The organism is Ewingella americana ATCC 33852, from assembly GCF_000735345.1.
GTDB lineage: Bacteria > Pseudomonadota > Gammaproteobacteria > Enterobacterales > Enterobacteriaceae > Ewingella > Ewingella americana.
Genome location: NZ_JMPJ01000065.1, coordinates 451042 through 464295, shown reverse-complemented (window position 1 = coordinate 464295; position 13254 = coordinate 451042). Strand labels below are relative to the sequence as shown.

Annotated in this window: 8 protein-coding genes; 6 read left to right on the top strand and 2 right to left on the bottom strand. The window is 52.5% G+C overall.

Features of this window, described 5'->3' with window-relative positions:
• The first annotated feature begins 229 nt into the window (after window positions 1–229).
• From metA to aceK, 4 genes are all read left to right on the top strand, one after another.
• Complete coding sequence (metA, locus tag GEAM_RS16525; protein ID WP_034793511.1) at window positions 230–1159, top strand: homoserine O-acetyltransferase MetA; 930 nt, start codon at window positions 230–232, stop codon at window positions 1157–1159.
• A 378-nt stretch (window positions 1160–1537) separates the two neighbouring features.
• Window positions 1538–3136, top strand: a complete 1599-nt coding sequence (gene aceB, locus GEAM_RS16520; protein ID WP_034793510.1) for a malate synthase A — start codon at window positions 1538–1540, stop codon at window positions 3134–3136.
• A 50-nt stretch (window positions 3137–3186) separates the two neighbouring features.
• Entirely contained in the window at window positions 3187–4500 is a 1314-nt protein-coding gene (aceA, locus tag GEAM_RS16515) for an isocitrate lyase (RefSeq protein WP_034793509.1), read from the top strand.
• Between the two features lie 58 nt (window positions 4501–4558).
• Entirely contained in the window at window positions 4559–6316 is a 1758-nt protein-coding gene (gene aceK / locus GEAM_RS16510; protein WP_034793508.1) for a bifunctional isocitrate dehydrogenase kinase/phosphatase, read from the top strand.
• A 30-nt stretch (window positions 6317–6346) separates the two neighbouring features.
• Here aceK and iclR read toward each other — a convergent pair whose 3' ends face one another.
• On the bottom strand, window positions 6347–7189 hold the full coding sequence (gene iclR, locus GEAM_RS16505) for a glyoxylate bypass operon transcriptional repressor IclR (protein WP_034793506.1): 843 nt from the start codon (window positions 7187–7189) through the stop codon (window positions 6347–6349).
• A 264-nt stretch (window positions 7190–7453) separates the two neighbouring features.
• On the opposite strand from iclR, the gene metH reads away from it, so the two are divergent.
• The gene (metH, locus tag GEAM_RS16500) at window positions 7454–11137 is read left to right on the top strand and encodes a methionine synthase (protein ID WP_051899558.1); all 3684 of its coding nucleotides are present in this window, start codon (window positions 7454–7456) and stop codon (window positions 11135–11137) included.
• Between the two features lie 108 nt (window positions 11138–11245).
• On the opposite strand, the gene GEAM_RS16495 is transcribed toward metH, so the two are convergent.
• Window positions 11246–11956: a UTRA domain-containing protein gene (locus tag GEAM_RS16495; protein ID WP_034793504.1), complete on the bottom strand. Its 711-nt coding sequence runs from the start codon at window positions 11954–11956 to the stop codon at window positions 11246–11248.
• 201 nt (window positions 11957–12157) lie between these two features.
• Here GEAM_RS16495 and GEAM_RS16490 point away from each other — a divergent pair, with 201 nt between their 5' ends.
• Window positions 12158–13216, top strand: coding sequence for an ABC transporter substrate-binding protein (locus GEAM_RS16490; protein ID WP_034793501.1), 1059 nt, complete (start codon window positions 12158–12160; stop codon window positions 13214–13216).
• The last annotated feature ends 38 nt before the right edge of the window (window positions 13217–13254 follow it).

Below are 13254 nucleotides of genomic sequence, written 5' to 3'. Positions count from 1 at the left end.
GAAAAAGCCCGTACGAAAGTAACGGGGCTTTTTCTTTTGTATTTCCCCCCAATTAACAACTAGTCTCCCTGTCCTCACATCCCCCATAGAACAAAATTAGCTAAACATATTACTTAAAGCTGAAGATTTCTCACCTTGAAGATACCTCACTCGACTTTATGGGTGAAAACCGCTATTGTCGGGCATCTAGAAGTCTAAACGTATATACGGATGCAGTGAGGAAGTTGTTATGCCAATTCGGGTTCCTGATGAATTACCTGCAGTGAATTTTTTACGAAATGAGAACGTCTTTGTTATGACCTCATCTCGTGCAAAAACTCAGGAGATTCGACCGCTTAAGGTGTTGATCTTAAACCTGATGCCAAAGAAAATTGAGACTGAAAATCAATTTTTGCGCCTTCTCTCGAACTCACCCCTGCAAATCGACGTTCAGCTTCTACGCATTGATAGCCGTGAGTCAAAAAACACGCCTGCTGAGCACTTGAACAACTTCTACTGTGATTTTGAAGACATTCAGCACGAGAATTACGACGGCCTGATCGTCACCGGCGCGCCGCTTGGCTTAGTCGACTTCTGTGATGTGGCCTATTGGCCGCAAATTGAGCGAGTGGTTCACTGGGCGAAAGAGCACGTGACCTCAACGCTATTCGTGTGTTGGGCGGTGCAGGCTGCTTTGAATGTGCTCTATGGCACGCCGAAAATGACTCGCGAAACCAAATTGTCCGGCGTTTACCATCATCAGACCTTACAGCCGCTGGCTTTACTCACTCGTGGGTTCGATGAGAGCTTTTTAGCGCCCCATTCCCGATATGCTGACTTCCCAATCGATGAGCTGCGTAAATACACCGATCTTGATATTCTGGCTGAATCCGAAGAAGCCGGTGCTTACCTGTTTGCCACCAAAGATAAGCGTATGGCTTTTGTCACTGGTCACCCTGAATATGATGCGGGCACGTTAGCCGGTGAGTATCTGCGCGACAGAGACGCAGGCCTATCTCCCGATATGCCATTTAACTACTTCCCGCAGAATGATCCTGCTTTATCGCCGAAAGCGACATGGCGCAGCCACGGCCACCTGCTGTTTACTAACTGGCTGAATTATTACGTTTATCAGATCACGCCGTTCGATCTGCGCCAGATGAATCCCACCCTCGAATAGTCAGTCGTTTCTCAGGCGAGCTCGCTGCTCGCCTCAATCCCTAGACTCAATTCCTTGCCTTAAATCCTTCTACTGCGCTGCAATTCCTCCACTCAATCCAATATCTCTTTTTATGAAAGCTAATTCCTTTTTAAAGAAAATATTTTTTCTCTTAACTTAATGATTAAAAACGATAAAAAATTAAATTGAAAATAAAATGGAAATCGTTTTTGATTTTATTAATTTCCTGATTACGCTTAGATCTTACTGAGGCTGCGTTTCGGTTGTGATTATTGAGGTCAAATGATCCTGATGTCCGAGCCCTAGATCCTCTGAAATTAGCCGGCCGGACTTGAGTATTCCTGGCTGAAAGAGAAGAGATAAGTCAGGAGAATGCCGATGAATCAGCAGATAACCCATGCTCCATTGCAATTTACCCGTCAATTAAGCAGTAACGACGCATTAATCCTGACAGACGAAGCGATCGACTTTCTGACAGAACTGGTGACGCGTTTTAGCGCTCCTCGGCACCAGCTTTTGCAAAGTCGTCTTGAGCAACAGCGTAGAATCGATCAGGGTCAACTTCCGGATTTTATTTCGGAAACTCATTCCATTCGTGAAGGTGAATGGAAGATTAAAAATATCCCTGCGGATTTGCAGGATAGAAGAGTTGAGATCACCGGGCCAGTTGAGCGGAAAATGGTGATTAATGCTCTGAATGCCAACGTAAAAGTCTTTATGGCGGACTTTGAAGACTCATTAGCCCCTGACTGGAATAAAGTGATCGAAGGTCAGATCAATTTGCGCGATGCCGTTAACGGAACCATCAGTTACACCAATGAAGCAGGGAAGATTTACCAGTTAAAACCCGATCCGGCAGTGTTGGTGTGCCGCGTGCGCGGGCTGCACCTGCCAGAAAAGCACGTTCATTGGGAAGGCGAACCGATCCCCGGCGGCTTGTTTGATTTCGCAATGTACTTTTTCCATAACTACCGTGCATTACTGGCTAAAGGTAGCGGACCGTACTTTTACCTGCCTAAAACCCAGACTTATCAGGAAGCTGCTTGGTGGAGCGACATCTTTAGCTTTGCGGAAGATTACGTCGACCTGCCGCGTGGGACCATTAAGGCCACGGTGCTGATTGAAACACTGCCTGCGGTCTTCCAAATGGATGAAATTCTCTACCACCTGCGAAGCCATATTGTGGGGCTGAACTGCGGGCGTTGGGACTATATCTTCAGCTATATCAAAACATTGAAGAACCATCCTGAACGTGTTTTGCCCGATCGCCAAGCAGTCACCATGACCCAGCCATTCCTCAGTGCCTACTCGCGGCTGTTAATCAAAACCTGTCATCGCCGAGGTGCTTTTGCTATGGGAGGCATGGCGGCCTTTATCCCGAGCAAAGATGCTCAGCGTAACGAATGGGTGCTGAATAAAGTGAAGAGTGACAAAGAGTTAGAAGCTCAAAATGGTCATGACGGCACCTGGATTGCTCATCCGGGCCTCGCCGACACGGTAATGGCTATTTTTGACCGGGCACTGGGCGAGCGCAAAAACCAACTGGATATTTCCCGTGACCAAGATGCCCCTATCACTGCCAGCGAGCTCTTAGAGCCTTGCGCGGGAGAGCGAACCGAAGAGGGGATGCGCGCCAATATTCGCGTTGCCGTGCAATACATTGAAGCTTGGATTTCGGGTAACGGCTGCGTGCCGATTTACGGGCTGATGGAGGATGCCGCGACAGCCGAGATCTCCCGCACCTCCATTTGGCAGTGGATACACCATGGCAAAACCCTGAGTGACGGGCAGCCAGTGACCAAGGCGCTGTTCCGCAAAATGCTTTGCGAAGAGATGCAGGTCATCCAGCAAGAGTTAGGTGAGCAGCGTTTCAGCGCCGGGCGATTTAGCGAAGCGGCGGCGCTGATGGAGCGCATCACCACTCAAGAGGAACTGGTCGACTTCCTCACCTTGCCGGGCTATGCCCTGCTGGCTTAATGCACTTATCTCCCTACAAACCCATAAAATAAAGAACAGGAAACCTTGCCATGAAAAACTCACGTACTCAGCAAATTCAGCAGCTTGAAGAAAATTGGTCCCAATCGCGCTGGGAGGGGATCACGCGCCCATACAGCGCCGCTGAGGTGATAAGCCTGCGCGGTTCAGTGAATCCAGAATGCACGCTGGCGCAAAATGGCGCAAAACGCCTGTGGGGCTTATTGCACGGCGAGTCTCGCAAAGGTTACGTCAATTGCCTCGGTGCATTGACCGGCGGGCAGGCGTTGCAACAGGCGAAGGCCGGTCTTGAAGCCATTTATCTCTCTGGTTGGCAGGTCGCCGCCGACGCCAATACCGCGTCGAGCATGTATCCGGACCAGTCACTCTACCCGGTTAACTCTGTCCCCGAAGTGGTAAATCGCATTAACAACACGTTCCGCCGTGCGGATCAAATCCAGTGGGCGAATAATATTGAGCCGGGCCAAGCGGGCTACACCGATTATTTCTTACCTATTGTTGCCGACGCTGAGGCCGGTTTTGGCGGCGTGCTTAACGCGTTTGAGCTGATGAAAGCGATGATTGAGGCGGGTGCGGCGGCGGTTCACTTTGAAGACCAACTGGCGGCGGTGAAGAAATGCGGTCACATGGGCGGCAAAGTGTTGGTGCCGACTCAGGAAGCCGTGCAGAAGCTGATTTCTGCCCGTTTAGCTGCCGACGTCCTCGGCGTTCCTACGCTCTTGGTTGCACGAACTGATGCTGACGCGGCTGACTTGTTAACTTCGGATTGCGACCCTTACGACAGCGAATTCATCACCGGCGAACGCACGCCGGAAGGCTTCTACCGCACCCACGCTGGGATTGAACAAGCCATCAGTCGTGGCCTGGCCTATGCGCCTTATGCCGACATTGTCTGGTGTGAGACGTCCACCCCGGATTTGGAGCTGGCCCAGCGTTTTGCCGATGCTATCCATGCGCGCTTCCCCGGCAAATTATTGGCCTACAACTGCTCGCCTTCCTTCAACTGGAAGAAGAATCTGGATGACAAAACCATCGCCAGCTTCCAGCAGCGCCTCGCCGACATGGGCTACCAGTACCAATTCATCACGCTGGCTGGCATCCATAGCATGTGGTTCAACATGTTCGATTTAGCCCATGCCTACGCGCAAGGCGAGGGCATGAAGCACTATGTGGAGAAGGTGCAAGAGCCTGAATTTGCTGCTGTAAATCGCGGATACACCTTCGCGTCTCACCAGCAAGAGGTTGGCACCGGCTATTTCGACAAGGTGACCACCATCATTCAGGGCGGCCGCTCGTCAGTCACGGCGCTGACCGGCTCGACCGAAGAACAACAGTTTGGTACCTGATTTTCTATCGGCCCGGCTTGTCCGGGCCTGCTGACGTATGGCGGCAGGGGAGCAGATTATGCGTATAGAGTTGCTGATAGCACAGACGATATTGCAGGGTTTTGATGCTCAATATGGCCGCTTTCTTGAGGTCACTTCTGGTGCCCAGCAGCGCTTTGAGCAGGCTGACTGGCGAGCCGTGCAGGCGGCAATGAAACAGCGAATTCACCTTTATGATCATCACGTAGGACTGGTGGTTGCACAGCTTAAATGCATCACCGGCGCGCATTTCTACGACGCCTCTTTCCTGAAAACCGTAAAGCAGTTTTATAGCCAGCTTTTACCCGACTACCCGCGCGCCGAGATAGCAGAAAGCTTCTTTAACTCAGTCTATTGCCGGATTTTCAAACATCGCGATTTAACCGAAGAAAGGCTGTTTGTCTTCACCGAGCAGTCCGAATGTTATCGGCGAGTCTGCGCTCGCCCTCTGTTTCGCCGCTATGAGTCGCAAAGCCATGCTCGCCAGATGCTGACGGCGATTCTGGCCGATTTGCCCTTGCGTCTTGAGTGGGAAGATAGAGAGCGGGATGTCGATTACATCTTGGCAAGTTTGCAGAAAACCTTCTCTCAGCAGGCATTGTCTCTGGCGGTTATCGATGTCGCCACTGAGCTGTTTTACCGGAATAAGGCCGCATGGCTAATTGGCAAAATGCACATTGCCGGACAGACCCTGCCTTTCCTTTTACCGATTCACCGCAGCCTCAATGGCCAACTCTTTGTTGATACTTGCCTGACCAAGAGTGACGACGCCAGTATCGTGTTTGGGTTCGCTCGCTCCTACTTCATGGTGTATGCGCCGCAGCCTGCGGCATTGGTCGAATGGCTGCGAGAAATCCTACCGAGCAAAACCACCGCCGAGCTGTATAGCGCCATCGGCTGTCAGAAGCATGCTAAAACCGAGTGCTATCGCGAGCATCTGCGCTTTATGGCGCAGACTGAGCAGCCGTTTATTATCGCGCCGGGCGTCAAAGGTATGGTGATGCTGGTCTTCACGCTAGCGGACAGTGACCGCGTTTTCAAAGTGATTAAAGACAATTTTGCTCCGCAGAAAGAAGTGACCGAGGCGCAGGTGAAGGCCTGTTATCAACTGGTCAAAGAGCACGACCGCGTGGGGCGCATGGCGGATACGCAGGAGTTTGAGCATTTTGCCTTAGCTAAGAAAGACATCAGCCCTGAACTGCTGGATGAGCTGCTGCGAGAAGTGCCGAGCAAAATCGAGGATCTCGGCGACAGCATTTTGGTGCGCCATTTGTATATTGAACGCCGCATGACGCCGCTGAATCTTTATCTCGAAACAGCCACTGATCAGCAGTTGCACGACGTGATTGAAGAGTATGGCAACGCCATTAAGCAGCTGGCCGCGGCCAATATCTTCCCCGGCGACATGCTGTTTAAAAACTTTGGCGTCACCCGTCATGGTCGGGTGGTGTTTTATGATTACGACGAAATCTGCTACATGACGGATGTTAATTTCCGCGCCATTCCCGCCGCGCGCTACCCGGAAGATGAGCTTTCCAGTGAGCCTTGGTACAGCACTTCGCCACAAGACGTGTTTCCCGAAGAATTCCGCCATTTCCTCTGTAGCGACAAAAGAATCAAGCCGCTGTTTGAGATGCTACATGGCGACCTTTTTGAGGTGGAATACTGGCAGAGAGTGCAGCAACGCATTCTTGCTGGCGAAGTTGACGACGTCTACGCCTACCGTCGCCAACAACGCTTTAGTCAGCGCAGAGATGAAAAAGTCTGGGCTGAAATTCCGGCCATTATCTCCCTATAACTTCTCCCCTCTATAAAAGCAGGTTGCGAATTAATGCTTCCCGCCGCCGTAAGCCTGAGTGATCTCTTTGGCGGCGTGAATTACCAGCGCCCCCAGCTCAGTCACGCGGTCGTCAGTAATACGCGATATCGGCCCTGAAATCGAAATGGCGGCATAGGCGTCGTTATGCTCGTCATAAATGCAGGTCGCTACACAGCGCAGCCCGAGCGCATGTTCTTCATCATCAAAGGCATAGCCGCGTTTTCGGGTATCGGCTAGCTCCTGTTTTAAATTGGCAGGAGAAGTGCGAGTCAGTGGCGTATAGCTGTGCAGGCCGATTTTATGCAGCAGCTTAACCAGTCTGTCCTCAGGCAAGGTCGAGAGGAAAGCTTTACCCGCCCCCGAGGCGTGCATTGGCAGTTTACCGCCGATAGGCGCCGACATCCTCATCAGCGCGTTGCACTGCACCTGATCGATAATAATCGCCTGATAGTCGCTGTGATCCAGCACCGCCAGATTCACCGTCTCGCCTGACTCCTCCATTAACCGACGCAGCATCGGATGGACCATGGCCAGGAAATTGCGGCTTTGCAGGAAGCTGCTGCCGACCACAAACGCGTGGGAGCCAATCGTCCACAGCCCTAAATCGCCCACCTGACGAACAAAGCCCTGCTGCTGCATGGTGGTCAGCAATCGGTGGGTCGTTGAGTTAGGTAACCCTGCCTGCTGGGCTAAATCTGTCAGCGCCACGCTGCCCTGAGCTTCAGCGATATATTCCAATAATTTTAGGCCACGGGTTAGCGACTGCACTTGTCCGGTGGCGGCGCTGCCCGATGCGGCAGCGGCTTTGGTTTTTTTCACTCGTTTGGCCGAGGTGGTCACTGGCGTTGCCATGGGCCTTTTCCTTGTAAGATGCGCTAATTAGCGAGGAATAAAAGTTATTTTGGAATTCATTTTCGTTTTTACAGTATGGATCGCAACCTGCATTTCCGCTCATCCGATGTGTTGCATTGGGCTTGCGAGATGCATTCCTAAATTGAAAAAGTCTCACCAACTCCTGAGCTTTGGCCCTTGGAAGGTATGCTAGGATGCTTTTCATGATTTCCGGCGATTGCTAAGGGTTTGGCCGGTGGTGAACGACAGGTGATTGAGGTGAGAGTGGCGAATCAAGTTGAGGCACTACGCAACCAGTTAGCGCAGCGGATTATGGTACTGGACGGCGGCATGGGGACGATGATCCAAAGTTATCGTCTGGAAGAAGCGGATTATCGCGGCGAGCGTTTTGCCAATTGGGAAAGCGATCTCAAAGGGAATAACGATCTGCTGGTGCTGACCAAACCTGAGGTGATCACGGCCATTCATTACGCCTATCTTGAGGCTGGCGCTGACATTCTCGAAACCAACACCTTCAACTCGACTACCATCGCTATGGCCGACTACCACATGGAGTCGCTATCTGCTGAAATTAACTATGAAGCTGCCCGTTTAGCGCGAATCTGTGCCGATGAATGGACGGCGCGCACGCCTGAAAAGCCGCGATACGTCGCTGGCGTACTCGGACCGACCAACCGAACGGCGTCAATCTCACCTGATGTTAACGATCCCGCTTTTCGTAATGTCACCTTTGATCAGCTGGTGGCCGCCTACCGCGAGTCGACTCGTGCCTTGATCGAAGGCGGTGCCGACCTGATCATGATCGAAACCGTGTTCGATACCTTGAACGCCAAAGCCGCGACCTTTGCCGTGGAAACGGAGTTCGAAGCGATGGGCGTGATGCTGCCGGTGATGATCTCCGGCACCATTACCGATGCTTCGGGCCGCACGCTCTCTGGGCAAACCACCGAAGCTTTCTATAACTCTCTGCGTCACGTTAAACCGCTGACCTTTGGCCTGAACTGCGCCCTTGGCCCTGATGAGTTACGCCAGTATGTGGCCGAGTTGTCCAGAATTTCAGAGTGTTATGTCACGGCTCACCCTAATGCCGGCTTGCCCAATGCTTTTGGTGAATACGATCTCGGCGCCAAAGAGATGGCGGAGCATATCGGCGAATGGGCGCGTTCTGGCTTCTTGAATATCGTCGGCGGTTGCTGCGGTACCACCCCTGAGCACATTGCGGCGATAGCCAAAGTAGTGGAAGGCGTGCCGCCGCGTCAGTTGCCTGACATTCCGGTCGCTTGCCGTCTTGCCGGGCTTGAGCCACTGACCATTGATGCTCAAACCCTGTTTGTGAACGTTGGGGAAAGAACCAACGTTACCGGCTCGGCACGTTTTAAGCGACTGATTAAAGAAGAGAAATATAACGAAGCTCTGGAGGTTGCTCTCCAGCAGGTGGAAAGCGGCGCGCAGATCATTGATATCAACATGGACGAAGGCATGTTGGATGCCGAAGCCGCCATGGTGTGTTTCCTCAATCTGATTGCCGGTGAGCCAGACATTGCCCGCGTGCCAATCATGATTGACTCTTCCAAGTGGGACGTCATTGAAAAGGGACTGAAATGTATTCAGGGTAAGGGCATCGTTAACTCCATTTCGATGAAAGAGGGCGAAGAAGCCTTCCTGAATCATGCGCGTAAAGTGCGCCGCTATGGTGCCGCGATGGTGGTGATGGCCTTTGACGAAGTGGGGCAGGCTGATACCCGCGCACGCAAGATCGAGATCTGTCGCCGCGCCTATAAGCTGTTGACCGAAGAAGTCGGTTTTCCGCCGGAAGACATTATTTTCGACCCGAATATCTTCGCCGTGGCGACAGGTATTGAAGAGCATAACAACTACGCCGTGGACTTCATCGAAGCCTGCGCGGACATCAAAGAGCAGCTGCCTCATGCCATGATCTCCGGCGGCGTGTCCAACGTCTCCTTCTCATTCCGAGGCAATGAGCCAGTGCGTGAAGCGATCCACGCGGTGTTCCTGTATCACGCGATCCGCAACGGTATGGACATGGGGATCGTCAACGCCGGGCAGTTGGCGATCTACGACGATCTTTCCGCCGAATTACGTGATGCGGTTGAAGATGTGATCCTCAATCGCCTCGATGACGGCACAGAGCGCCTGCTGGATCTGGCGGAAAAATACCGTGGCAATAAAGACGACGGCGAAGTCAATAAGCAACAGGCCGAGTGGCGCAGTTGGGAAGTGCGTAAACGTCTGGAATACTCGCTGGTAAAAGGCATTACGGAATTTATCGAAGTCGATACCGAAGAGGCGCGCCAGCTGTCAGCCCGCCCAATAGAAGTGATCGAAGGCCCGCTGATGGACGGCATGAACGTGGTCGGCGACCTGTTTGGCGAGGGCAAGATGTTCCTGCCGCAGGTGGTGAAATCTGCCCGCGTCATGAAGCAGGCGGTGGCCTATCTTGAGCCTTATATTGAAGCCAGCAAAGAGAAGGGCCAGACCAACGGGAAAATCCTGCTGGCGACGGTGAAGGGTGACGTCCATGACATTGGTAAAAACATCGTTGGCGTGGTTTTACAGTGTAATAACTATGAAATCATCGACTTGGGCGTGATGGTGCCGACCGACAAAATCCTCAAAACGGCCATTGAAGAGAATGTCGATATCATCGGGTTGTCAGGGCTTATCACTCCTTCGCTGGATGAGATGGTCAACGTTGCCAAAGAGATGGAGCGCCGTGGTTTTACCATTCCTCTGCTAATTGGCGGCGCAACGACCTCGAAAGCCCATACTGCGGTGAAAATTGAGCAGAACTACAGCGGTCCGACGACGTATGTACAGAATGCCTCGCGCTCGGTGGGGGTCGTCTCAGCGCTGCTTTCCAACTCGCAGCGTGATGAGTTTGTTGCCCGTACCCGTAAAGAGTATGAAACCGTGCGTATTCAGCACGGTCGTAAAAAGCCGCGTACTCCGCCTGTCAGCCTTGAAACTGCGCGTGAAAACGCCACGGTCATTGATTGGGAAAGCTATACCCCGCCAGTTGCCCATCGTCTTGGTGTGCAGAAGGTGGAAGCCAGCATCGAAACGCTGCGCAACTACATCGACTGGACACCTTTCTTCATGACGTGGGCGCTGGCGGGTAAGTATCCGCGCATTCTGGAAGATGAAGTGGTGGGCGAAGAGGCCAAGCGCCTATTCAAAGACGCCAATGACCTGCTCGATAAGCTCTCGAACGAGAAGTTGCTGAATCCGCGTGGCGTGGTTGGGCTGTTCCCGGCTAACCGCGTGGGCGACGATATCGAAATCTACAGCGATGAGCGCCGCCAAGAGGTGCTGGTGGTCAGCCACCATCTGCGCCAGCAAACGGAGAAAACCGATTTTGCCAACTACTGCTTGGCCGACTTTGTAGCACCAAAATCCAGTGGCAAAAAAGACTATATGGGAGCCTTTGCCGTGACCGGCGGCCTTGAAGAGGATGCATTGGCCGAGGCTTATGACAACCAGCACGATGACTACAACAAAATCATGGTGAAGGCTTTAGCAGACCGTCTGGCAGAGGCTTTTGCCGAGTATCTGCATGAGCGGGTGCGTAAAGTCTATTGGGGCTTTGCGCCGAGCGAGAGCTTGAGCAACGAAGAGCTGATTCGTGAAAACTACCAAGGCATTCGCCCTGCGCCGGGATACCCGGCTTGCCCTGAGCACACCGAGAAAGGTGAGATCTGGAAACTGCTGGATGTGGAAACCAACACCGGCATGCAACTGACAGAGTCCTTCGCTATGTGGCCGGGGGCGGCGGTTTCAGGTTGGTACTTCAGCCATCCTGAAAGTAAGTATTTCGCCGTAGCCCAGATACAGCGGGATCAGGTGGAAGACTACGCGGCGCGCAAAAACATGCCGATTGCCGAAGTTGAGCGTTGGTTAGCACCAAACCTTGGCTACGACGCCGACTGATTTCTTGCTTTAAGCACCCGCCAACCTTTGAACTGACTCTGGTTGGCTGCCGAAATCCGCCCTAGTCGCTTACTTGAGTAAGCTTCTGGAGCGGATTTTGCTTCTGCCTTAATTCACTTCCACATCAATATGTAACGCGTCATACCGCCAATACTCCAAGTCACAATCAATCACCCGGTCGTGCTGATCGCGGTTGGTTCGGGTGATAAACAGCGCCGGGCTACCGGGGGCGACTTTTAAGGCTGAAGAAGCATCTTCCGGCAGGCGAGTGGGGAGCATATCGAAGCGTACTCGCCCATAGCTCATCCCATACTTTGATGAATAAAGGTCAGTCAGCGACTGGGTTAAGTCGACACTTAAAATCTGCGGGAAATACTTCGGATTAAGGTAGTGCTCGACATACAGCACCGGGCGACCATCAATGTAGCGCAGGCGGCGAATGCAATACACCGCGCTATCCTTCGGCAATGACAGCTTCGCGCATACCGCGTCGCAGGCAATTAACTCTTTGGCATCAATCACTTCGGTTTTCGCACTGCGCCCTTGCTCTCTTGCCATGGCGTGGAAATGGCTGCGCTGCAACGGGTTATAAACAATCCGTGGCGGAGAAACAAACCAGCCGCGCCGTACCTGACGGTAGATCAAACCCTGACCTTCGAGCTGGCTCAGTGCCTCGCGTAGGGTGATGCGGGTCGTTGCAAATTGTTCACTTAACTGGCGTTCCGAGGGCAGGCGGCCCTCCGCCGCGAATAGGCCGGACGCGATGTTTTCACTCAATCTCAGACAGATCGCAGCCACGGTGGTAAGCGGTTCACTCATTGCAACAGGCCTCATTTAAGTGCGTTTTTGCACCAGCACGGCGAATCAGTGCTGAATTATTGTGCGCTTGTTAACAGCTTGCGCCTTAAAAATGCTGGTTTTTCGCACTGTAATATAATTATCACAATTGATCGTTAGATTGGCTTGGTTCTTGCTGGACTAGACCAGCACTCACACACACTACCATCCGGAGCATCCGTTATGAAACAGTTGTTCGCTTCAGTGTTAACCAGCGCCTTGGTTCTTTCTACTTCATCGGCGTTTGCCGCTGAACCTCCAGCAGAACTGGTCAAAGCCGCACAGGCCGAGGGTACGGTCAACAGCGTCGGGATGCCTGACTCTTGGGCAAACTGGAAAGATACTTGGGCCGCGTTGAGCAGCCAATATGGGTTGAAGCATAGCGATACCGATATGAGTTCGGCACAAGAAATCGCGAAATTCGCCGCTGAAAAAGATAACGCCAGCGCGGACATCGGCGACGTAGGTGCAGCATTCGGCCCGGTTGCAGTGCAAAAGGGTGTGACTCAGCCTTACAAACCAACGACTTGGAATGATGTTCCAGCGTGGGCGAAAGACAAAGACGGTATGTGGGCACTCGCTTACACCGGCACCATCGCTTTTATTATCGATAAGTCACAGGTGAAAGATGAGCCGCACAGCTGGGCTGACCTGCTGAAAGGCAACTACAAAGTGACTATCGGTGACGTCGGTACCGCCGCTCAGGCAGCCAACGGCGTGCTGGCAGCGACTTACGCCATGGGCGGTAACGAGAAGAACCTCAAACCGGGTCTGGAGTTCTTCGGCAAATTGGCCAAAGCGGGCCGTCTGGGCCTGAGCGACCCAAGCATTGCCTCGTTGGAAAAAGGCGAAGTGCAGGTTGGCGTGGTGTGGGACTTCAACGGCCTGAACTACCGCGACCAGATCGACAAAACTCGTTTTGACGTGCTGATCCCATCTGATGGCACCATCACTTCTGGCTACACCACCATCATCAACAAATTCGCTAAACACCCGAACGCCGCAAAACTGGCGCGCGAATACATCTTCTCTGATGCTGGTCAAATCAATCTGGCTCGTGGTTATGCGCGTCCAATCCGTGCTGACAAAATCACTCTGCCAGACGACGTGAAAGCCAAACTGTTACCTGCCAGCGAATACAAAAATGCTCACCCAATTGCTGATCCAGAAGCTTGGGATAAGAGCGCGAAAACTCTGCCGCGCCTGTGGCAAGAGAACGTGATGATCAACATGCAGCAATAATAAAAGCTCATCACTTCAAACGGTTAACTTTTTAAAAC

Excerpts from the sequence above, each read along its gene's own strand:
- metA (WP_034793511.1), top strand. The coding sequence starts at position 230 with ATGCCAATTCGGGTTCCTGATGAATTACCTGCAGTGAATTTTTTACGA.
- aceB (WP_034793510.1), top strand. The coding sequence starts at position 1,538 with ATGAATCAGCAGATAACCCATGCTCCATTGCAATTTACCCGTCAATTA.
- aceA (WP_034793509.1), top strand. The coding sequence starts at position 3,187 with ATGAAAAACTCACGTACTCAGCAAATTCAGCAGCTTGAAGAAAATTGG.
- aceK (WP_034793508.1), top strand. The coding sequence starts at position 4,559 with ATGCGTATAGAGTTGCTGATAGCACAGACGATATTGCAGGGTTTTGAT.
- iclR (WP_034793506.1), bottom strand. The coding sequence starts at position 7,189 with ATGGCAACGCCAGTGACCACCTCGGCCAAACGAGTGAAAAAAACCAAA.
- GEAM_RS16495 (WP_034793504.1), bottom strand. The coding sequence starts at position 11,956 with ATGAGTGAACCGCTTACCACCGTGGCTGCGATCTGTCTGAGATTGAGT.
- GEAM_RS16490 (WP_034793501.1), top strand. The coding sequence starts at position 12,158 with ATGAAACAGTTGTTCGCTTCAGTGTTAACCAGCGCCTTGGTTCTTTCT.